24 protein-coding genes are annotated in these 20,746 nt (G+C 67.6%); 10 read left to right on the top strand and 14 right to left on the bottom strand.

The genetic code is table 11. The features are described 5' to 3' along the window. Nucleotides 1-15 precede the first annotated feature (15 nt). The 4 genes from KO481_RS16015 to KO481_RS16030 all read right to left on the bottom strand — a co-directional run bounded on the left by KO481_RS16015 (nt 16) and on the right by KO481_RS16030 (nt 2,976). Nucleotides 16-843 carry a sterol desaturase family protein gene (locus KO481_RS16015; protein WP_215917958.1) on the bottom strand — a complete coding sequence of 276 codons (828 nt, stop codon included), beginning with the start codon at nt 841-843 and terminating at the stop codon, nt 16-18. A 6-nt stretch (nt 844-849) separates the two neighbouring features. Then, nucleotides 850-1,563 (bottom strand): FadR/GntR family transcriptional regulator, encoded by a 714-nt coding sequence (locus KO481_RS16020; protein WP_215917959.1) that lies wholly within the window; start codon nt 1,561-1,563, stop codon nt 850-852. Nucleotides 1,564-1,726: 163 nt separating this feature from the next. After that, on the bottom strand, nt 1,727-2,089 hold the full coding sequence (locus tag KO481_RS16025; protein WP_215917960.1) for a hypothetical protein: 363 nt from the start codon (nt 2,087-2,089) through the stop codon (nt 1,727-1,729). A gap of 155 nt (nt 2,090-2,244) precedes the next feature. Continuing rightward, nucleotides 2,245-2,976, bottom strand: a complete 732-nt coding sequence (locus tag KO481_RS16030) for an SDR family oxidoreductase (protein ID WP_215917961.1) — start codon at nt 2,974-2,976, stop codon at nt 2,245-2,247. Between the two features lie 107 nt (nt 2,977-3,083). On the opposite strand from KO481_RS16030, the gene KO481_RS16035 reads away from it, so the two are divergent. Beyond that, nucleotides 3,084-3,896: a helix-turn-helix transcriptional regulator gene (locus KO481_RS16035; protein WP_215917962.1), complete on the top strand. Its 813-nt coding sequence runs from the start codon at nt 3,084-3,086 to the stop codon at nt 3,894-3,896. An 84-nt stretch (nt 3,897-3,980) separates the two neighbouring features. On the opposite strand, the gene KO481_RS16040 is transcribed toward KO481_RS16035, so the two are convergent. Further along, nucleotides 3,981-4,907, bottom strand: a complete 927-nt coding sequence (locus KO481_RS16040; protein WP_215917963.1) for an SDR family NAD(P)-dependent oxidoreductase — start codon at nt 4,905-4,907, stop codon at nt 3,981-3,983. Between the two features lie 79 nt (nt 4,908-4,986). Between KO481_RS16040 and KO481_RS16045 the strand changes: the two genes are divergently transcribed. After that, nucleotides 4,987-5,652 (top strand): TetR/AcrR family transcriptional regulator, encoded by a 666-nt coding sequence (locus tag KO481_RS16045; RefSeq protein WP_215917964.1) that lies wholly within the window; start codon nt 4,987-4,989, stop codon nt 5,650-5,652. Between the two features lie 59 nt (nt 5,653-5,711). Here KO481_RS16045 and KO481_RS16050 read toward each other — a convergent pair whose 3' ends face one another. Continuing rightward, nucleotides 5,712-6,416: a DUF2306 domain-containing protein gene (locus tag KO481_RS16050; protein WP_215917965.1), complete on the bottom strand. Its 705-nt coding sequence runs from the start codon at nt 6,414-6,416 to the stop codon at nt 5,712-5,714. A 63-nt stretch (nt 6,417-6,479) separates the two neighbouring features. Here KO481_RS16050 and KO481_RS16055 point away from each other — a divergent pair, with 63 nt between their 5' ends. Further along, nucleotides 6,480-7,055: a TetR/AcrR family transcriptional regulator gene (locus KO481_RS16055; protein WP_215917966.1), complete on the top strand. Its 576-nt coding sequence runs from the start codon at nt 6,480-6,482 to the stop codon at nt 7,053-7,055. Nucleotides 7,056-7,070: 15 nt separating this feature from the next. Here the strand turns inward: KO481_RS16055 and KO481_RS16060 are convergent, their stop codons facing one another. Continuing rightward, on the bottom strand, nt 7,071-7,874 hold the full coding sequence (locus KO481_RS16060; RefSeq protein ID WP_215917967.1) for an oxidoreductase: 804 nt from the start codon (nt 7,872-7,874) through the stop codon (nt 7,071-7,073). A gap of 53 nt (nt 7,875-7,927) precedes the next feature. On the opposite strand from KO481_RS16060, the gene KO481_RS16065 reads away from it, so the two are divergent. Then, complete coding sequence (locus KO481_RS16065; RefSeq protein WP_215917968.1) at nt 7,928-8,236, top strand: ArsR/SmtB family transcription factor; 309 nt, start codon at nt 7,928-7,930, stop codon at nt 8,234-8,236. Nucleotides 8,237-8,346: 110 nt separating this feature from the next. On the opposite strand, the gene KO481_RS16070 is transcribed toward KO481_RS16065, so the two are convergent. Continuing rightward, nucleotides 8,347-9,372, bottom strand: coding sequence for an NADP-dependent oxidoreductase (locus KO481_RS16070; protein ID WP_215917969.1), 1,026 nt, complete (start codon nt 9,370-9,372; stop codon nt 8,347-8,349). Nucleotides 9,373-9,684: 312 nt separating this feature from the next. Here KO481_RS16070 and KO481_RS16075 point away from each other — a divergent pair, with 312 nt between their 5' ends. Both KO481_RS16075 and KO481_RS16080 read left to right on the top strand, forming a co-directional pair. Continuing rightward, nucleotides 9,685-10,542, top strand: coding sequence for an alpha/beta fold hydrolase (locus KO481_RS16075; RefSeq protein WP_308166636.1), 858 nt, complete (start codon nt 9,685-9,687; stop codon nt 10,540-10,542). Nucleotides 10,543-10,546: 4 nt separating this feature from the next. Continuing rightward, on the top strand, nt 10,547-11,632 hold the full coding sequence (locus KO481_RS16080) for a GlxA family transcriptional regulator (protein ID WP_245401041.1): 1,086 nt from the start codon (nt 10,547-10,549) through the stop codon (nt 11,630-11,632). 31 nt (nt 11,633-11,663) lie between these two features. Here KO481_RS16080 and KO481_RS16085 read toward each other — a convergent pair whose 3' ends face one another. Then, nucleotides 11,664-12,290: a hypothetical protein gene (locus KO481_RS16085; RefSeq protein ID WP_215917970.1), complete on the bottom strand. Its 627-nt coding sequence runs from the start codon at nt 12,288-12,290 to the stop codon at nt 11,664-11,666. A 33-nt stretch (nt 12,291-12,323) separates the two neighbouring features. Further along, entirely contained in the window at nt 12,324-12,680 is a 357-nt protein-coding gene (locus KO481_RS16090) for a hypothetical protein (RefSeq protein WP_215917971.1), read from the bottom strand. Nucleotides 12,681-12,741: 61 nt separating this feature from the next. On the opposite strand from KO481_RS16090, the gene KO481_RS16095 reads away from it, so the two are divergent. Further along, the gene (locus KO481_RS16095; protein WP_215917972.1) at nt 12,742-13,194 is read left to right on the top strand and encodes a MarR family winged helix-turn-helix transcriptional regulator; all 453 of its coding nucleotides are present in this window, start codon (nt 12,742-12,744) and stop codon (nt 13,192-13,194) included. A gap of 100 nt (nt 13,195-13,294) precedes the next feature. On the opposite strand, the gene KO481_RS16100 is transcribed toward KO481_RS16095, so the two are convergent. Both KO481_RS16100 and KO481_RS16105 read right to left on the bottom strand, forming a co-directional pair. Continuing rightward, the gene (locus KO481_RS16100) at nt 13,295-14,713 is read right to left on the bottom strand and encodes an MFS transporter (RefSeq protein ID WP_215917973.1); all 1,419 of its coding nucleotides are present in this window, start codon (nt 14,711-14,713) and stop codon (nt 13,295-13,297) included. A gap of 61 nt (nt 14,714-14,774) precedes the next feature. Beyond that, nucleotides 14,775-15,974 carry a M20 metallopeptidase family protein gene (locus KO481_RS16105; protein ID WP_215917974.1) on the bottom strand — a complete coding sequence of 400 codons (1,200 nt, stop codon included), beginning with the start codon at nt 15,972-15,974 and terminating at the stop codon, nt 14,775-14,777. Between the two features lie 125 nt (nt 15,975-16,099). Here KO481_RS16105 and KO481_RS16110 point away from each other — a divergent pair, with 125 nt between their 5' ends. After that, a complete protein-coding gene (locus tag KO481_RS16110) occupies nt 16,100-17,158 on the top strand; it encodes an Lrp/AsnC family transcriptional regulator (protein ID WP_215917975.1) in 1,059 nt (352 codons plus the stop codon). Nucleotides 17,159-17,252: 94 nt separating this feature from the next. Continuing rightward, the gene (locus tag KO481_RS16115; RefSeq protein ID WP_215917976.1) at nt 17,253-17,861 is read left to right on the top strand and encodes a TetR/AcrR family transcriptional regulator; all 609 of its coding nucleotides are present in this window, start codon (nt 17,253-17,255) and stop codon (nt 17,859-17,861) included. A 47-nt stretch (nt 17,862-17,908) separates the two neighbouring features. Here KO481_RS16115 and KO481_RS16120 read toward each other — a convergent pair whose 3' ends face one another. Together KO481_RS16120 and KO481_RS16125 are read right to left on the bottom strand one after the other, a co-directional pair. Then, nucleotides 17,909-18,658 carry a DUF8020 domain-containing protein gene (locus KO481_RS16120; RefSeq protein ID WP_215917977.1) on the bottom strand — a complete coding sequence of 250 codons (750 nt, stop codon included), beginning with the start codon at nt 18,656-18,658 and terminating at the stop codon, nt 17,909-17,911. A gap of 27 nt (nt 18,659-18,685) precedes the next feature. Further along, entirely contained in the window at nt 18,686-19,402 is a 717-nt protein-coding gene (locus KO481_RS16125) for a DUF8020 domain-containing protein (RefSeq protein WP_215917978.1), read from the bottom strand. 399 nt (nt 19,403-19,801) lie between these two features. On the opposite strand from KO481_RS16125, the gene KO481_RS16130 reads away from it, so the two are divergent. Continuing rightward, nucleotides 19,802-20,740 (top strand): formylglycine-generating enzyme family protein, encoded by a 939-nt coding sequence (locus tag KO481_RS16130; RefSeq protein WP_215918408.1) that lies wholly within the window; start codon nt 19,802-19,804, stop codon nt 20,738-20,740. The last annotated feature ends 6 nt before the right edge of the window (nt 20,741-20,746 follow it).

Below are 20,746 nucleotides of genomic sequence, written 5' to 3' on the forward strand. Positions count from 1 at the left end.
AGCCGGCGCGGTGCGCTATGGCTCTGGACTCCAGCCGGGCCCGCGGAACACGTAGCCGAATGCGGCGCCCCAGCTGTGCGCGCGGCGGAGATCGCCGAGGATCGCTGCGAATTCGTGGGTCGCCACGCGCAGCGGATTGAAGGTCTCGATGTTCTTCGTCAGGCCGTAGACGACGCGCTCGCCCTCGGGTTCGAACGTGCCGAACAACCGATCCCAGATGATGAGGATGCCGCCGTAGTTCTTGTCCAGGTACTGGGTGTTGGAACCGTGGTGCGCGCGATGGTGGGACGGGGTGTTCATGACGAATTCCAGCGGGCGCCACAGCATTCCGACCCGTTCGGTGTGGACGAAGAACTGATACAGCAGGCTGATCGACTGCTGCAGCAGGATCATCCAGGGCGGGAAGCCCAGGAGTGCGAGCGGCGCCCAGTAGGGCAGGGCCGTGAACGGCGTCCAGGGCTGCCGCAGCGCGGTCGAGAGGTTGTAGCGCCGGCTCGAATGGTGCACGACGTGACTGGCCCAGAACAGCCGAATGGTGTGATGCGTGCGGTGGTACCAGTAGTAGGCGATTTCGTCCGCGAAGAACAGCCCGACCCAGGTCAGTGGATTGTGCGTCGGAAGATGTACCGGCGCAAGCAGATACAGTCCGGCGTAGGTGGCCACCACCACCAGTTTCCAGCCGATGTTGATGATGGAGCTGCCGATGCCCATGGCCAGACTGGTTCGGGTGTCACGGGATTCGTATCCGAGTTCGTCGTCGTCGGCGAGATATCGGAACGACAGGGCTTCCAGTACGACGCAGAGCACGAAAACGGGAATGGCGTGCAGGATGAGGTCGAACATGATCGATCAATTCTCCGGGGCCGACTGGTTCGATCTGGCGACGAAATGGGTGAGCAGGCTCTCGGCCTGCCGATAGGCGCCTTCGCTGTCTCTCGCGGCGATCAGGTCGGCGAGCGCGATGCGGCCGGCGCGATCGGTGTACTCGTCGTCGATCCATTCCGCGATGAGCGGCAATCCGAGATCGTCGAAGGTGGCCACCAGTGAATTGAGCGCCAGCCGATAGGCGAGATTTCCCGAGCCGTCGATCACCGCGATCCAGAATTCGAGGTCCGCCTCGCCGTACTCGGCGGCCGTGCCCTGTTCGGGGAAGGTGTGCGCGATATCCGCGATCCGCTCGAGCCGCTCGCTCGGGGCGTTCACCGCGCACAACCGCGCCGCGTCGGCGCCGATTGAGCGGCGCATGACGGCGACGTCGCGGACGATCTCGAGTGGAGGAACAACACCGGCGGCAACGATGTCGCTCAGGGTTTCCAGGCGCGCGTTCTCGCGCCAATCCAGCACGCGGGTCTTGCCGCCGTGGGTGATCCGAATCAGGCCGGCCTGCTGAACCCGCTTGAGCGCCTCGCGGATCGCGTGCCGGTTCACCTGGAACGCCAGCGCGAGTTCGCGTTCCGCGGGCAGCGCGTCACCGGGCGTCACCCGGCCGCTGAGGATCTCCTCGACGATCCGAACGTACGCGGCATCGGGGACGGCCACGCGGCTGATGGGTGCGATATCCACGCGTCGACGGTAAGTCATCAACTGGATACATATCAACTGGTTTGACCAGTTTTGTGCAGATGACAGCGCGGATGGACGCTTCACCACCGACGGTGAGGTCGGGCCCCACCGAACGACAGCGGCGCCCGGGTCTCCGACAGGACCCGGGCGCCGCCGTACGAAATCAGCCCGGGATCTGCGCGCCGATGGCGCCGCCAACGCCCGCACCCACCGTCGCGCCGACGACCGCACCCGTCGCCGCGCCGATGCCGATACCGATGCCGATGCCGGCGACCGTCCCGACGGGGCACGCGACCGTCGTCGCGACGCACCCGGCCGCGCCGCCTACCACCGCACCGAGACCCGCACCCGCAACCGTGCCGACCGCCCCACCGACGACGCCGCCGACCGTCTGCCCGGGAAGCGCCTGGGTCTGTCCGGCGGCAACCGGCTGCACGGGCACCGGCGCCGCGGCCTGGGAAATTCCGGCCCCGGCGCCGATCATCGCGGCCGAAACGGCCACGGTCATGGTGAATGTACGAATCATGGTGTTGCTCCCTCATCTAGCAGAACCGCATACGCGCTTCCCCGAACAGCCTGACAGAATCCCGCAATCCTCGCTGGACGGTCCACCGGAATCGCTGGCGGCCACCCTCGGATACCACGTCGGCGGCACCACGACAGTGGCCGCTTTCCGGGTACTCAGGCCTGAGCGGTAGGTCTGATGACGAGTTCGCTGACATCGACCGATTCGGGCTGATCGATGGCGAAGGCGATGGCCCGGGCGACCGCGTCGGCGGGCAGGCCGATACGGTCACTGGTCTGCTTGATCGCGGCGCGCACGCGGGGGTTGGTGGACGCCTCGGCGAACGGGGTGCGGACCGGTCCCGGGGAGACCAGTGTGACGCGCAGGTCCGCACCGGCCTCCTGGCGCAGGCCCTCGCAGATGGCCCTGACGGCGAATTTCGTTCCGGCGTAGACGGCCATATCGGGAACGATCCGGTAGGCGGCGGTGGAGGCGATGGTCACGAAGTGCCCGCTGTGCTGGGCACGGAAAATCGGTAGGGCAGCGGCGATTCCATGTAGCACGCCCTTGATGTTGACGTCCACCATCGCATCCCAGTCGTCGACGCGCAGATCGTCCAGCGGTGAGATGGTGCCGAGTCCGGCATTGTTCACCAGCACGTCGAGGCGCCCGAAGTGATCGGTGGCGAGCGCGGTCAACGCCCGCAGGTCCGCGGCCGCGGTCACGTCGGTCGGCAGGAAAACGGCGCTACCGCCATCCCTTTCGATGTCCGCCGCGACCTGGGCGAGGCGGTCGCCGCGGCGTGCGCCCAGCACCAGTCGCGCACCGCGGGTGGCGAGCAACCGCGCTGTCGCCTCGCCGATCCCGCTGCTCGCTCCGGTGATCGCTACGACCTTTTCGTCCGGCATCGGAAGTCCCTTCGTCAGGGGAGCGGTCGCCCCCGGCAACGAGTCTGCGCGCCATTTACCCTGGTATCCAGAATCTGCTTATTCTGGAATCCGAGGTGCCACCGAGCATGACCGACTCCGCCGATCGACGTCGTGAACTGGGCGTATTCCTGCGCAGCCGACGGGAACGAGTCGCGCCCGCGGATGTCGGCATGCCGAGCACGGGCCGCCGCCGCACGCCGGGTCTGCGCCGGGAGGAACTGGCCCTGCTGGCCGGCATCAGCGCGACCTGGTACACCTACCTCGAACAGGGCCGTGACATCGGGGTATCCGATCAAGTGCTCACAGCCCTGGCCAGGGCGCTGCGCTTGACCGATCAGGAATCGAATCATCTCCTCCGTCTCGCGGGCCGGGTCGTCGCGGCCGATATCGATGCGGGCGAACGACTTCCGGCCGAGGCGGCGGCCGTACCCGGCCTGCTGCAACCGCATCCCGCCTACATCATCGACGCCACCTACGAGGTGCTCGCCCACAACAAGGCGGCCGAGGAGCTGTTTCCGAATCTCGTGTCCCGGCAGGAAGATCCGGCCAATTTCGTGCGCTGGGTCTTTCTGGAGCCGGAGGCCCGTCGCGTACTTGTCGACTGGGAATCCGAGGCGCGAGGACTGCTGGCGCGACTGCGTGCCGTCGCCGCGCGCCACGCCTCCGACCCGCGGTTCGACCGGCTCATCGACGACCTGAACGCCGGCAGTCCGGAGATGCGCGCCTGGTGGCCCCGCTACGACGTGCAGTCCCGCCGAGGCGGGCGAAAGCGCCTGCGGCGCGGGAACGGCGCGGTGGTCGAGTACGCGTACACGGCTTTCCACCTCGCCGAACATCCGGACCACACCCTGGTCATCTACTCGGCAACGCGGCAGGAAGGCCGCGACGGCGGATCATGAGCGAGGGAACCGCCTGCCAAGTGGTGTACACCGGTTCGAATCCTGTTGCGGCCTCAGGGAAATCCCTCCGCTGGAGTCACCGCTTTACCGCACGGGAAACGTTACCCCGGTGAGCTCCTCGGAGACGGCCCACAGGCGCTGCTGGGTGGCTTGGTTGTGGGAGTCGGGGCTGGAGGTGACCAGCTTCGGGTAGCCGCGGATCTCGCCGCGGTTGCCGGGGCCGTAGTACTGGCCGCCGGTGACGGCCGGATCGGTGGCGGCGCGCAGGCTGGGCAGGGCGCCCATCTCGGCCTTCTGGGTGAGCAGCGGCGCGAGCCAGGTAACGGGCACCCGGATCGCGGCGGGCGTGTTGCGGATGAGTTCGGTGTTGGACACGCCGGGATGGGCGGCCACCGCGATCGTGGTGCTGTGCGGGGCGAGCCGGCGCTGTAGTTCGTAGGTGAACATCAGGTTGGCGAGTTTGGACTGGCCGTAGGCGGCGGCGCGGCTGTACGAGCGCTCCCACTGCAGGTCGTCGAAGTGGATGGCGGCCCGGATGCGGTGGCCGGTGCTGCTGACCGTCACGACGCGGGAGCCGGGAACGGGCAGGAGCCGGTCCAGCAGCAGGCCGGTCAGGGCGAAGTGGCCGAGATGGTTGGTGCCGAACTGCAGCTCGAAGCCGTCGGTGGTGGTCTGCCGCGGGGTGTACATCACGCCCGCGTTGTTGATCAGGAGGTCGATGCGCGGGTGGGCGGCGCGCAGGTCGGCCGCCGCGGACCGGATCGAGTCCAGGGAGGTCAGGTCGAGGGCCTGGACGGTGACGTCGCCGGTGATGCGGGTGGCTGCCTGCTTGCCCTTCTCGACGTCGCGGACAGCCAGGACCACCGCCGCCCCGCGTGCGGCGAGCATCCGGGCGGTCTCGAAGCCCAGCCCGGTGTTGGCGCCGGTCACGATCGCCACCCGGCCGTGCTGGTCAGGGATGTGTTGCTCGGTCCAGTTGTCGCTCATGGCGTACTCCTCATTAAGAACCATCGGTCTTTTATGAGGACCAACATAAAAGACCGCCGGTCTTCTGTCAAGGGACCGGTGGTCTTTAAGCTAAAGTGAGGGCGTGACATTTCAGCGGGCGCGCAGCGAGGAGCAGCGGGAGATCCGCCGCCGGGCGATCCTGGACACGGCGGCGGCGATGCTCGACGAGATGCCCGTGGCCGAGGTGAGCCTCAACGAGCTCAGCCGGCGGGTGGGCCTGGCCAAGTCGAACGTCCTGCGGTATTTCGAGTCGCGCGAGGCGGTGCTGCTCGAACTGCTGGACGTCTTCCTGGGGAGCTGGCTCGCCGATCTGGCGGACGAGCTGGCCGCGGGCGTCGAGGCGCAGGCGGCGCCGGAAGTGCGGGCGGGTCAGCTGGCCGAGATCCTCAGCCGGTCGCTGGCGGAGCGGGTGGTGCTCTGCGACCTCTTGGGCGGGCAGGGTGGCGTCCTCGAGCACAACGTCTCGGTCGAGGTGGTCAAGCGGCACAAGCGTTCCTCCCTCATGAGGCTCGCGGTCATGGCCGATCTCGTGCGCCGTCACCTGCCTGAGCTCGGCGACGGCGCGCAGCTGTTCTGCCTGATGAGCCTGGTCTCGGCGGGTGCCCTGTCGGCGTATGCCCCGCCGTCGCCCAGCCTCGTCGCCGCCTACGCGGACGAGCCCGCGCTCGGCGTGTTCCACATGGAGCTGCGCGACGCCCTGCGGTACTCCTTCACCGCGGCGCTCGTGGGCGTGCTGCCGCGCGCCTGAACCTTTCCGTTTGCTGTGAGGGAAACGGCCCTGCGTATGACGCGGCTGGTACACCCTGGTCATCTACTCGGCAACGCGGCAGGAAGGCCGCGCCGGCGGATCATGAGCTCGGCCACGGCAAGATTCGGCAGCCAGCACAGGAACGGCAGCGGCGCATAGGCATTCGCGGTGATCGTCGACATGCCCGCGTGGACGAACGGCAGTTGCACGAGGATGAGCGCGCCGAATTCCAGGCGCAGGGTGACCGCGGCGTAGGTGAGGGCGAAGCAGCGGATCATCCACGCCTGATGAGCGGCGATGTCGCGCTCGCGGACGGCGCGGTAGGCCCGCCATCCGGTCCAGAGCCAGAGCGCGGCGAGCATGGCGAATCCGAAGAAGCCCAGTAGGCCAACGGAATTGAAGGGTGCCATGATCAGGGCCGCGACGCCGCCGAGCAGGACACAGAGCAGGTAGGCCCGGCCGATCGTGCGATGAACGGTGATATGCCGCAGTCGAATTCGCCGCGCGAACTGCCAAGGCCCCAGGGCCAGCGCCAAACCGGCGAAGACGATGTGGAAGTAGAACGCCACCTGGATCGGCCAGGGGCGGACGGCGTAGGTCTTGGCAAGTCCGACATGGGAGTGGGCGAGCGAATCCAGTGAGCCCTGGGCGTATTGGCCGACGAAGTAGGCGGCGATCGCTACCGCGGAGAAGGTGACCCAGGCCCAGCTCCAGCGAGCTCGGGCGGGTGATCGACGGGGCGCGGCGGTGGTCGTGACAGCCATCGGTGATCCTCGACTAGAAGAATGTAAGTAGTTCTAACATAGCAGAATGTTAGAGTTTCTTACATGGCGAAGAAGACCTACCATCACGGGGCGTTACGTCAAGCCCTCGTCGATGGGGCCAAAGAGATCCTGGCCGAACGCGGGCACGAACAGTTCAGCCTCAACGAGGTGGCCCGCCGCGCCGGCGTCAGCACCGCGGCGCCCTACCGTCATTTCGCCAATCGTGAAGAATTGCTGACGGCGGTCGCGGTCGAGGGCTACGACCTGCTCTACCGCACTCTCGGGGACGCGGCGTCGGGTTCGGACGATCCCCGCGAGCGGCTGCTGCGCATGAGTGGCGCGTATGTCCGCTTCGCGCACGACCACCGGGATTTGTTCGTGACGATGTTCCACGACGAGCGCGGTGACGGCCCCCTCGGCATGGAATCCTTCGAACTGCTCGTCACCGCCGTCGCCTCTGCTCAGCGCGCGAAGGTGCTGTCCGCCAACGCCTCCGCCGAGCTGATGGCCCGATCGATCTGGGCCGCGCTGCACGGCATCGCCGAACTCATGCTGCGCCAACCGAACAAGCGATTCGGATTGGACGCGCCGCCGGAGGAGCTGGCGGTCACCACCCTGACGACCCTGCTCGGGCTCTAGGCCCGCGGCCGCCGCTCACAGTGTCGGCAACACGCCGCCGTCGATGACCTGCACCGTGCCGGTGATATAGCGGGCACGATCGGAGGCGAGGAAGGCGACGAGTTCGGCGACGTCCTCGGCCGCGCCCGGGCGGCCGGCGGGAATCCTGAAGGTTTCGGCGAATTCCCTTCGCGCGGCATCGATATCGTCACCGGACTCGGCGGCCAGCTCCCGCAATCGGTGGCTCAGTCCACTGGTCTCGATGACACCCGGCGATACGACATTGACCCGGATGCCGTGCGGGGCCATCTGGGTGGCCAAGCCTTTGCTGTAGGTGTGCAGTGCGGCCTTGGCCGCGGCGTAGGCGACGGCGGCGGGCTGTGGCCAGCGGGCGGCGTTGGAGCCCATGTGGATGATCGCTCCGCGGCCGCGAGAAATCATGCCCGGCAGCACTTCCCGGTCCAGGCGCACGGCCGAGAGCAGGGAGCCGCTGAGATCGGCCAGCCACTGCTCGTCGGTCATCGCGAGTACACCCTCGGGGACGCGCGACTGGCCACCGGCATTGTCGACGAGTACGTCGATGCCGCCCAATCGATCCAGCGCCGCCGCGGCGAGCTCGCGTGGGCCGTCCGGAGTCGATAAATCAGCGGCGATGAAATGTCCTGCGGCACTGTCGCTTCCCGGCCCGCGCGCGGCGACGACCACCTGGGCTCCGCCCTCCGAGAGCCGGCGGGCGATCGCCGCGCCGAGTCCGCGGGTGCCACCTGTGACAAGTGCGCGGACGCCATCGAACTCGCGCTGTTCGGTTCGGGCGGAGTCCTGGGTGAGGCCGGAGGTCATATCCACTCCTTGTTCGATGATCGACGATTGTCGATCAAAGCTACGATAGCCGTATGCGCCGCTCTCTGCATCCGGACATCGAGGACACCACCGTCGCCGCTGTGCTCTTCGCCCTGGGCGATCCGATTCGCCTGGAGATCGTCCGCGTCCTCTCCGACGGCCACGAACACCTGCGCCCCGACTTCGACGTCCCCTGCGGACAATCCACCCTCAGCCATCACATGAAGACCCTCCGCGAGGCCGGCGTGGTGTTCAGCCGCCCGGAAGGCACCCGCTGTTTCGTCTCCCTGCGAACCGAACTCGACCAGCGCTACCCGGGCCTGATCGCCGCCGTCCTCGCCGCCGCCGACCGCGACGGCTGACCAGCGCGGTCACGCCGCTCGGCGACGCCGTGCCCGCGATGAGCCCGGCCGCCACTTCGACCCGTCCAGTGCGCGCCCGACCGGACCGCATTCACCGCCTCGGGTTCGGCTTATGACCGGTCTTCAACGCCGGGTGCATGTGACGTACTCGCATGCCGATGGGTCTCGGGCGCGTTCACGATGATCGCGGCCTTGCCGAAGCCGCGCCGATTCTCGACCCAGCGCTGGGCCTCGGCGGCGTCCGAAAGCTCGAACTCGGCACCCACAACGGCCCGGACCGCACCTGCATCAACCAGCTCCGCGACCGCCGCGAGTGCCACCGGATCGGGTTCGACCAAGCATGAGGCCACGCGGATACCCCGCTCCGCCGCAGCGTCTCGGTATCCGTTGATCGACCAGGCGGTCGACAAGGCGATCGCCCCGCCGGGCATCACGCGGTCGAACAGGGCGGCGCCGAAATCGAATCCCACCAGATCGAGCGCCGCGTCGACCTTCCCGATCGCCGTGACCGCATCCTGATCGGTGTAGTCCACGCAGGTGTGCGCGCCCAATTCGTGCAGTGTGGCATGGTGATCGGGCCGCGACAACGCCGTGACCGTAGCGCCGCGTGCGGCTGCCAGTTGCACCGCGACGTGACCCACGCCGCCGGAGGCCCCACTGATCAGCACGTGCTGACCGGTCCGTGCCCCGACGGCGTCGAGCATCTGCCACGCCGTCAGCGCGGCCATCGGCAAGCAGGCCGCCTCCGTGAAGGACGCCGATTTCGGCATGGGCACCAAGTGATATGCGGGAACGGTCAAGTATTCGGCGTACGTGCCCGCAGGGTAGGGAAACCAGGCCAGACCGTAGACGCGGTCGCCCACGGCATGGCGAGTCACTCCGTAGCCGACCGCATCGACCACACCCGCGACGTCCCAGCCGGGGATGCAGGGCAGCCGCATGGACTGCTCATAGCCGGAATTCCGGCCGGTGTGCATGTCGATCGGGTTCACGCTGGTCGCCTGCACCGCGATGCGCACTTCCCCGGCGGCGGGCTCCGGCCGCGCGACGTCGGCGATCTTCAGTGGCGATCCCCAGTGTTCGTGCAGCGCCGCACGCATGGTCGTAGTGCTCGGCCGGCGAGCTCCGACGATCATGACTTGCGAACCAGGGCGGTAGCGCCGGTGCCGCGCGGGCGCATGTCGTGGGGATCGGTCGAAGGTGCCTCGAGCACCTCGTCCAGGGCCTGCGCATCCATGTATTGCTCGCTTTCGACACGTGTTGTCGCGACTGATTTGTCGCGATTTCACGTTATCGCGGCGTTGCGAGAGTCTCGAGCCGCGGCGGGTGACGATCTCTGCCGCTTCGGTGACCGGGTCTGCCGCCATCCTCGCCCCCGGCCTCGTGCTCCCGTTCAATTCGGTCGCAGTGAGTCCCTGATCCGCGGGGATTCGAGGAAAGGCAGCGAAGTGACCGATTTTGTGGAATTGACCGGTGGCCGGATCGCGTACGACGTGCTCGGCGAGGGCCCACTGGTGCTGCTGGCGCACGGTATCGGCGACCACCGCCAGGCATACCGGGCAGTCGCGCCGCGGCTGGCGGCGGCGGGCTATCGGGTCGTCAATATGGACATCCGCGGCCACGGCGAGTCGTCCATGAACTGGGCGTCGGAGACCGGGCGGGCGGCTATCAGCCGGACCGATGTGGCGGGGGACATGGTCGAGGTGATCCGGCACTTCGGCGGTCCGGCCGTGATCGTCGGACACTCGATCTCCGGGGGCGCGGCGACGATTGCCGCTGCCATCGCACCGGAGTTGGTCGCGGGCGTGGTGGAGATCAACCCGTTCACACTGGTCCAGAAGTTCGATGTGGCGGGATTCTTCCGGGTGCGCCGGTATCGGCAGGGGATGCTGCGGCTCGGCATGACCACAACGGGAAGCCTGCGGTGGTGGCTTCGCTACCTCGACCTCGCCTACCCGAGCAAGCCGGCCGACTACATCGCGTACATGGCGGCGTTAGCAGCCACCTTGCGGGAGCCGGGGCGGATGGCGGAATTCATGAAGACCGGTAAGTCCACACCGGCCGACGCGCAGGCGCAATTGCCCAATGTCGCCTGCCCGGCCCTGGTGCTGATGGGCACATTGGATCCAGATTTCGTCGATCCGGTTGCTGAGGGCGAGGCGGTCATCTCCGCGATGCCGCCGGGCATCGGACAGCTCGCGACCCTCACGGGCGGCCATTACCTGCATGCGGAAAAGCCCGATGCCACAGCGGATCTCGTTGTCCGGTTCCTCACAACTCTGGCATCCGAACACCGGATCGGTTGACCGGATGACCACGTCGTTTTTGCTGCTCATGCGCCGGCGTGCCGCCGGTCAGGTGAGTGCCCGCCATTCGCCGTGGTATCAGCACGTGTCGGACGGTGACAATAATGTCGGCGTGTTAACTCGTACGGTCGTGCTCGTTGTCTACGACGGTTTCCAGCTGCTCGACCTGGCAGGTCCGCAAGACGTGCTGGCCGCGGCCAATCACGCAGTCGGTGCTCCGGCCTATCGGCTGATCACGGTGTCGCCGGGCGGCCGGACAATCGAACTCGCGGGCGGGGCGCGTTTCGCTGTCGACCGATCGCTGGAGGAGGTGGCAGCCGGCACCGAGATGATCGACACTCTGCTGGTGGTCGGGGGTGCGGGGGCCTTCGTGCCGAAGACGTCGTCCGAGGTGGCGCAGCAATTGCCCGCACTCGCGCGCAGATCCCAGCGGATCACCTCGGTGTGCGCGGGTGCGTTGGTGCTGGCCGCCGCGGGGCTGCTGGACGGGTACCGAGCCACCACACACTGGGGTGCCTGCGATCATATGGCCCAGGCATTTCCGCTGGTGGAGGTGGAGACGGACCGGATTTTCGTGCACGATCGCAATCGGTGGACATCGGCTGGGGTCACCGCCGGCATCGATATGGCACTGGCCCTGGTGGACGCCGACCTGGGCACCGAGGTCGCCCAGCTTATCGCCCGGCAACTGGTCATATTCGTCCGGCGGGCGGGGGGACAGGAGCAGTACAGTGCGGCGCTGCGAAGCCAGCCCGCCCGGACGCCGTCGATCCGCGCTGTGCAGCACTGGCTGCCAGAGCATCTGAACGGGGATCTGAGAATCGCAGCGCTGGCCGCTCGAGCGGGGATGAGCGAACGTACCTTCGCGCGGACGTTCCGCGCCGAGACCGGTACCACCCCTGCGCAATTCATCGAGACACTGCGGCTCGAGGCGGCTCGTAGATTGCTGGAAAGCACCGACCTCACCGTCGACGCGATCGCTCGCACGGTCGGCTACAGGCACGGCAAGACACTGCACCGGGTTATCGCGCGGCGGCTGTCCACCACCCCCGATCGATACCGGCAGCGCTTTGCCGTCACCGCGCATTGATCGCGTCCTCGACTGAGGTGTGGATCAAGGACTACCGAGCTGTGTTTTCCACTGCGGACCCGGTGATGTCTCGGCTCGTCCACGCAATAGCTGGAACCCAGATCAGCAGGACGATCCCGGAGATGTAGGCGGCCGGTGCGAGAGTGGTACTGAGCAGCAGGTATCCGATGCCGGAGATCGAAATGGTCACGGCCAGAGCGATACCCGTCCGGTGTATCCAGGCACGGCCGATGTGGTCGCGCAGGGCGGGAACCGACACGAGCAGGGCGGTGGCGGCGAGTAGCAGCATCTTCATGCCGTCCAGTCGATTTACCAGGGCGAAGAAGGTATGCGAGGAGTCGGCGGGACCCGTGGACAACCATCCCGACAGGTGCACGCCCAGCGCGCACTGGGTCAGCGAGACCGCGGCGGCCAGTAGGCCGGTGATGCGCGACCAGCCGGTGAACGTCGAAACGACGACGGCGAGTGCGACTCCCGCGATTCCTTGGGTGCAGACGTACTGGGCGATCGCGACCGGAACGTGTCCGTGCAGGGCGGCGAGGATCTGCGGGCCGGTCGCTCGCACGGAAGGATTCGTGGGCCAGACGGACAGCCCGATGATCCAGGCGAGCAGGTAGACGAGTCCGGCGGCGGCAACGATGCGGCGGGTGAATGTCATGACAGTTCCTCTGCGACAGCTGTTTTCGATTGATCAGGACAGGGCGAGCCAGGCGGCGGTGCCCAGATGTACGGCGGCGAGTCCGACGCACGTGGCGGCCATCGGGTAGTTGCGCAGCCGCAGACCCAGTGCGGCATCACCGACCTGGGCCAGGCCGGCCACGATCAGGACCGGGGCCACCGCGGTCCGGTTCCCGGTCGCCAGCACGGCGAGGGTCACGCCGCACAGCGGCAGGGCACGGGCGGCATAGGCGCCGAGGAGAAACGTGATGCCCGGCGTGACGGACTCGCCCGCGGGCAGCGCCAAGCGTGGACGCAGCAGACCTACCAGGCAGGACACCCCCGACACCACGGCTACCAGCGCGTTCAGGGTGGCGATCGCAGTCAGCATTTACTTCTCATCTCGAATCGTTCGTATGATGAATCATTCGAGTAGATATATACTCGGTACCGTGTCCAGAGTCAACAAGAAGACGGCGATCCCGAGCACCGTGGCCTACCGGCTCGGCATCCTGGGAACCATTGCGGCGGACCGCTTCTCGGCGGAGATCGAATCGCTGAACCTCAAGCCCAAGCAGGTGGGCCTACTTGCCGCCCTCGATTACGGAGTCGCTGCCTCCCAGCAGGAACTCGCGGCCCGTCTCGGCGTGGTCCCCAGCCTCGTCGTCGCACTCGCCGATCAACTGGAACTGCGCGGAGCCCTTCGCCGTGACCGTGACCCCGCCGACCGCCGCCGCCAGATCCTGACCCTCACCGACGAGGGCCGGGATCTCCTCGCGCAGGCCACCGCAGCCGCCGAGCAGGTCGACCGCGCCCTCACTGCACGCCTCACCGAGGCCCAGCTCAGCGCCCTGCAGGAAGCGCTCACGGTCCTCGCCGCCGACGCCGGACTACCGGGAAGCTGAACTCTCGCCACGGCACAGGTCTGCCCAGGTGTGCAGGTGTTGGTTGCGGGCGCAGATTGGTGCCCCCGAGTTGGTTCCGAATGAGTATCGGGGCGTCGGTTCAGCGATCCGGCGGCGCAACCAAGGTCAGCGCGGCGGCGATCACCGCGCCGGTCGTGCAGAGTCCCCACACGAGCAGGTACGCGGTCAGCGTCGGAGCCGCGGTCCCGGACACGACCATCGCGCCGAGTATGGCCGCGAAGGCCGCACCGGCGATGCTGCCGCCGAGTGTCTTGATGTTGTTGTAAACGGCTACGGTGCCGGCAGAACGATCGGCCGAGCTGGATTCGACGATGACCGCCGGCAGTCCCGCCAAGGCCAGGCCGATGCCGGTTCCGGTGACCGAGTAGCACAGCAGGAACAGCGGCAGCGAGGCGTGCGCCGCGATCACCCCCGCGTATCCGATCGCGATCAGTGAAAAGGCGAGAAAGAGCATGCGGCGCATGCCGATTCGAGCCGCGACCGCCGCCGCCCCGGTCGCGCTTACGAAGGCCAGCAGGTGCGGGATGCCGCCGCACACGCCGAGTTCCCAGGCCGACAGCCCGAACCCGTAGCCCGTCCGTTCGGGACGCGCGTCGAGATAGGCGATGGCGACCACGGGCGCCGCGAGCATCGCGGTGCCGAAGATGAACGCGGACAACATATGTGGGGCCACCGCCCGGCTGGTGGCGGCGCGCACGTCCACCAGCGGATCCACCCGGCGCAGTTCCAACCGGACCCATACCGCGAGCAGCACCGGCACCGCGGCGGTCGCGCCGAGGGCCGGCATCGAGAACCAGCCCCAGGAACCGCCCTTGGCGATCACGACGAGAGCGAGCACGAGCGGCACGCTGAGCAGTACCGCTCCGGGCCAATCCATCGTGCCCGCTGCTCGGATCCGGCTCTCGGGAACGGCCGTGCAGACCACGGCCAGGCACGCCCCGGCCAACGCGGCCAGAACCCATAGGACAGGGCGGATCCCACCGAATCCGTGATAGATCGGACCCGAGAGCGCCGAGCCCAGCAGGGATCCCAGCGCCAGGGCGGAGACCAGCAGCCCGACCGCTCGACGATTGGCCTCGGGATCCAGGCGATCTCGGCACAGTCCGATCTCCAGCGGCAACAGCGCGGCCAGTGGTCCCTGCAAGACCCGGCCCGCGAGCAGAATCGGCAAGGTCGGTGCGAGGGCGATCACGATCGCGCCGACCGTCACCGACACCAGGGCGACCCGCACCATGCGACGGTGGCCGTGCAGATCACCCAACCGGCCGAAGATCGGAACGCAGACCGCCGCGCCCAGGAACTGGACCGCGGTGATCCACTGCGCCTGCGCGGTGCCGACTTCGAGCATGTCGCGCATGCCGGGGATCAGGGGGACGGTACCGCCCTGAATGAAGCCGCTCGTCAGCTCGACCAGAACGAGCAGCCCGACGACGGCGCGCACATGATTACCGCCCGCCCGGGACTCGGTGGCGGAGAAGATGGGCTGGTCGATATTCATCGACAGCACCTTTCTTGCAAGGAGATTGAGCGAATCGCGCGGTCGGGTCCGAGCCAGGCGATCAGGCCGCGGTGCGGGCCAGGCGGTCGACCGCGAGCTGGGCGAGCACCGCTGACTGGCGCGACAGCACCGCGTCGTCGAAGACCGCGCGCGGTGAGTGATTCATCGGCGCGTTCCGATGGTCGCTGCCGGCGGGTACCGCGCCGAGCATCAGCATCGCACCCGAGACCCGTTGCAGGACAAAGGCGAAGTCCTCCGACCCGGAGGTCGGCTGCGGGGCCAGCCACACCCGATCCCCGCCCATGATTTCCCGGGCCGTATCCAGCGCGAAGGCCGTCTCGTCCGGATCGTTGACGGTGACCGGATACATCAGCCGGTAGTCGACCTCGGCCTCGAGCCCGTGTGCGGAGGCGATGCCGCGAATCAGACGCGGCAGACCCTGCGCCAGGCGTTCCCGGTTGGGGTCGGAGTAGCTGCGGACGGTGGCCTCGATGGTCGCGGTGTCGGGAATGACATTGTGCTGCGTCCCGGCATGCAGGGTTCCGACCGACACCACGACCGGGTCGAGGACATCGAAGGTCCGGGTCACCCAGCTCTGGACGGCGGTGATCATCTCGCACGCCACCGGGATGGGATCGAGCGCCGAGAACGGTGCGGAGCCGTGACCGCCGCGGCCGACCACGGTGACGCGCAGGACATCCGAGGCGGTCGACACCGTGCCGGGCCGGCTGGCCAGCATGCCGTGCGGCAGCCGATTCGCGGCGACGTGAATGGCGTAGGCGGCGTCCAACGGCTTGCCCGCCGCGTCCAGCACACCCTCCTCGATCATCAGGCCCGCGCCGTTGTGGCCCTCCTCGCCGGGCTGGAACATGAGCACCACATCTCCGTGCAGTGTCGAGCGGCGCTCGCACAGCAGTCGTGCCGCGCCGACCAGCCCGGCGGTGTGCAGATCGTGGCCGCAGGCATGCATCCGCCCGGCCACCCGGGAGGCGTAGTCGACCCCCGACGCCTCCTGCACCGGCAGGGCGTCCATGTCGCCGCGCAGCAGCACCGCACCACCCGGCCGTTCGCCGCGCAGGACGGCGGTCACCGAGCTGAGGTTCTCACCGAGGGTTATCTCCAGCGGCAGCCCATCCAGCGCCGACAGCACTTTCTCCTGCGTCCGGGGCAGGGCCAGGCCCAGCTCCGGCTCTTGGTGCAGGGATTTGCGCAGCATGACGAGTTCTTCGTGGAGAGCGTTGGCATCGTCGAGAATCGACACCTGGTCACGACCTTTCCGATGGACGTCGGTCGCGGCTGTCTCGCGGCCGACCATTCCGCCCACCCTCGGGCCACCGCACCGGGACTGGCCAGAAGCCGCCGGAATTACGCAATATGATGGCGAATATGAAGGATTTCGGCCGTCTCGACGAGGTGGACGCCGCGATCGTGAACGCGCTGCAGATCAGTCCGCGGGCGAGCTGGGCGCGCGTCGCGCAGGTGTTGCAGCTGGACGCGGTGACCGTGGCACGCCGTTGGAAGCGGCTCGCCGACGCCGGGGCGGCCTGGGTCAGCGGCCACCCGGGCCCGATGCTGGCCGGTTCCGGCCAGGGATGCATGGCCTTCATCGAAATCGACTGTGTGAACGGCCAATTGCCGGAGGTCGCCGAACATCTGACCCAGGAACCCACGGTCGTCACCGTTCAGCACGTCACCGGCGGGCGGAATCTGCTGATCACGGTCATCGCACCGGGCCTGGGTGAGTTGTCGCGATGGATCAGCGGCGCACTCGGCTCGCTCGGCGGCGTGATCGCCGCGCGCACCCATCTCGTCGGCGCGATCCACACCCATGCCAGCCGGTGGCGTTTGCATGCGTTGGCTTCGGATCGTGCGGCGCAGCTCGCCCCGGGAAAACCGGCGCGGAGGTCGGCTGTCGGGCAACGGCTTTCGACGCAGGACCGGGAACTTATGGTGGCCTTGTCCGAAGACGGCAGGGCCTCCTACACCGATCTCGCGGCGCGGTGCGGAATCGGCGTGGACACGGCCCGGCGGCGCACGGCGCACCTGATCGACTCCGAGGCCGTGCTGATTCGCTGCGATATCGCCAGACCACTGATCGATCGCCCGGTGGCGGTCGTGCTGTGGGCCGAGGTCGCGTCGCACGCGCTGGAGCGGGCGGCTCAGGCGGTCGCCGGTCTGCGGGACGTGCGGTTGTGCGCGGGCATCGCCGGTCGCCACAATCTGCTGATCATCGCCTGGGTGCGCGCGCCCGATGACATTCAGCGGTTCGAGACCCGAGTCTCGCAGGTGGCGCCCGGCATCGTGATCGGGGATCGATCGGTCGTGCTGTCGTCGTTCAAGGTCAATGGTCACCTGCTCGACGAGGACGGCTATCGGGTCGGATGCGTTCCCATCGATCCGTGGAATCGATCGGCCGACCATGATGACCGGGCCGGACGTGGGTGACCACCGTCCGATCATGGACGCGCTGTACGAATTCGTTCACAGTGTCCAGGGCTGGTTACGATGGCGTGAGCATTGGTGAGGAGAAAGGGGCGTTGTGGCAGGGGAAGACCGCCGGAAGCGGCGCAGCCGCAAGCTGTTGCGTGAGGCGTTCCTGTCGTTGGTCCTCGAGCGCGGTTATGCCGCGATCACCGTGGAAGACATCACCGAGCGCGCTGATCTGGGGCGGGCCACTTTCTATACCCATTACTCCGATAAGGATGCGCTCCTCGATCAGATCGTGACCGATCTGATCGAGGAGATGCAGCGTCGGCTCGAGCCGCTGTTCGATGTTTCGGCTCAGCCGTTCACCGGCAAGGCCGTGCGGGAGTTGTTCCGTCACGCGGCCGAAGAGCGCGATGCGTACCGTGTCGTCCTGCGTGGGGAAGGCGACGGACGTGCATTGCGGCGGTTCGTCGAGGATCGAAGTGCCGCAGCGGCTCATACTTTCGCCGCCCGTGCGGTGGCGAACGGGTCGGAATTGCGCGTCGACGCGGAGGTTCTGGCGCGTGCCTGGGTCGGGCAGCTGCTCATCACGCTGTCGTGGTGGCTCGAATCGGAGTCCGCGATGAGTGCCGACCAGGTCGCCGCGCAACTACTCGATATCTCACTGCGTGGCCGCTTCTGGGCATCGGGCTTCGACGGCGAACCTCCTGCCCGCAGCTGATCGAAATCCGGTGTCTGACAGTAACTCTCGGTCGGACACCGGATTGTTCAGTGGGCGGATCCGCTGGCGGATCCGGTGATCAGCGGTTTGAGTGCCAGGGGAGGGATACGGAGGTTGGCGTTGGGGACGCCGGTGCCGTCGGGATCGAGCAGGCCGTCGTGGTTGGCGTATTCGCTGTGCCCGGGAGCGGCCTGCAAGGTCGTGATGTATTTCCACAGGCCGTAACCGAGCGCGCCGCCGCCCAGCGCGAGAGTCGCGGCCAAGCTGCCGCCACCGGCGAAGGCCAGGATGGCGGCTGGAGCGGTCGCCAGACAGCCGGGGCCCACGAGGAGGCAGGAGCCGAGTCCGATCACCGCCCCGACGAGTGCGCCGATGACGAAGCCGCCGACAGTGGCGGCCAGCGACGCCTTGGTCATGTTTCCGGCGAACTCGTCCAGCGCCAGCTGATTCTCCAGCGGTGACGCGATCGGGCGCAGAGTGTCGGGGGCGAGAACCAGCGTGTGGCCCGCGTCGAGGATCTGCTGGTTTATCGGATGCGCGACGCCGTCGAGTTCGAACACCAACGGCAGGGCCAGGACCAGCTGTCCGACGTCGTCGTGCGCCAGGACCGATTGCCGATCGTCGGCAAGGGTGAAGGACGCGGCATCGAGGGTGGTGACCACGGTGCCGTTCACAACCTCGGCCTGATAGCGCGCCGTGCTGCCGGGCTCGGCCGCGGCGGGGGTTGCGGCAATGGTCAGTGCGGAGGCGGCCGCTGCTGCCGTGATCGCCGTGTAAGCCGTTGTGCGGAGGCTCATTCTGGATTCTTCCTCGATCGCGAAGACTTAGTTGGCGGCCTCGGCGGGAACACCGCCGGGCTTGCCCTGGACCTGTGGGGCGTACTGGCTCCGGCTCGGTTCGGTGCGCAGGATCGACCAGTAGTTGAGCGCTGCTGCCGCTGCGGTGGGTCCCCCGGCGAGGACGAGGCCCGCGATGCCGCCCGCGGCGGCGGCCAGGCTCACGATCGGCAGCACGGTGACGACACAGCCCAGGCTCAGCACCAGGCAGGACGCACCGGCCAAGGCGAGACCCACACCCACGCCCGCGACGGCCCCGATGGCGGTGCCGATGAGGCTGCCGATGGAGGTGCCGAGGCTGACCGCGTTGATGAGGTCGTTCATGGCCAGCTGGTTTTCCAGCGGCGAGGCGACCGGTTGCGGTGCGGTGCGGTCGAGCCTGGTCAGATCCGGTGTCAGTCGCAGGGCGTGGCCCTCGTCGACGATCTGCTGCAGCAGCGGAAATCGCTGTCCGTCGAGAGTGAAGGTCAGGGGAAGTGAGTCCAGGATTCGCCCGGCGTTGTCGCGGATCGCGACCGACTGTTCGTCGTCGGCCAGGGTGAATGCGCCGTGTTCGAGTGTGGTGACCACGGTGTCGTTGGACAGGTTCGTGTGGAAGCCGACCGCCTCGGGCGCGGCTTCGGGGGCGGCCGTGGCGGTCGCGGTGCTGGCGATGACGCTGGCGGCCAGCAGGCCGACGGTGAATGTCGCGCGGCGGATGGTCATGCGTGTGTCCTCATCTCGAAACCGGGCCGATGCGACTGTGAATGGGCGTCGGGTCCGGGGTGTTCTCGGGCTGTCGCCGCAGCGTATGACCATTTAAGACGTAGTGTCTAGAAATAAACTCATAGTCTGTTAACGGACGACACGTCGGACTGTAGTTGTGAGATACCGCACTCGTCAACCAAGAGTGTGATGTGGCGCACCCGTGTTCACTCTCACCGTTTATAGACACAATGACTAATTGTGGTCATCATGTCTAGTGAGACCTGACGTCGCGACCGCGGTGACCGCCGCCGCGTTCGCGACCAGCCTCGGTTTGAGCCTGTGACCACCAGATTCGAAAGGAAGGAGCCGTCCGTGCAATCACCAGGTCCCCGGCCCGCGGATGAACCGGTCGTCAGTCTGGATCCGGGCGTTCGGCGTTCTGGTTGCTGTGCGCCTTCGCGCTTCGAGGCCGCGCTCCCGCCGCCGACTCTTCTCCCCGGCGTGTCTGCTCATGTCTCACCGCTGATCCCCCTGTCGGGAGTCGAGTTTCGGATGGGCAGTGAGGACGCCGATTGCTACCCGGCCGATGGGGAGGGTCCGGTGCGCCCGGTCCGAGTCGCGGATTTCGCGATCGCGGCGCACACCGTCACCAACGACCAGTTTGCCCAATTCGTCACCGCCACCGGATATCGCACCGACGCGGAACGCTATGGCTGGTCCTACGTCTTCGCGGGGTTTCTACCCGCGGTGCTGCGGCGCGGCGCCCGCCGACCCGAGGCGACGCCGTGGTGGTGTGCGGTTCCCGAGGCCAGGTGGCGGGCACCCGAAGGTCCGGGCAGCACCGTCGACGAGCGTGGCGATCATCCCGTGGTGCACGTGTCCTGGCATGACGCGCAGGCGTATTGCGCCTGGGCGGGCGTGCGCCTGCCCACCGAGGCCGAGTGGGAGTACGCCGCACGCGCCGGTCTGGACGGTGCCCGCTATCCGTGGGGAAACCAACCTGAATCCGGGGATACGTATCGCGCCAATATCTTCCGGGGTTCATTTCCCGTGCGGAACACCGCCGCTGATGGATATGCGGGGACCGCGCCCGTGAATACCTTCGCGCCCAATGCTTTCGGTCTCTACAACATGGTCGGCAATGTCTGGGAGTGGTGTGCCGACCGGTGGAGCGCCGATCACTCCCGCGAACCGGTGATCGACCCGCGCAGCCCCGAGACGGGCGACACGCGCGTGCTGCGCGGCGGGTCGTATCTGTGCCACGACAGCTACTGCAACCGGTATCGCGTCGCCGCGCGCATCCACAACTCTCCCGAATCCAGCAGCGGCAACACAGGATTCCGCGTGGCCCGCTGACCGACG

It is taken from the genome of Nocardia albiluteola, from assembly GCF_018860155.1.
GTDB classification, from domain to species: Bacteria; Actinomycetota; Actinomycetes; order Mycobacteriales; family Mycobacteriaceae; genus Nocardia; species Nocardia albiluteola.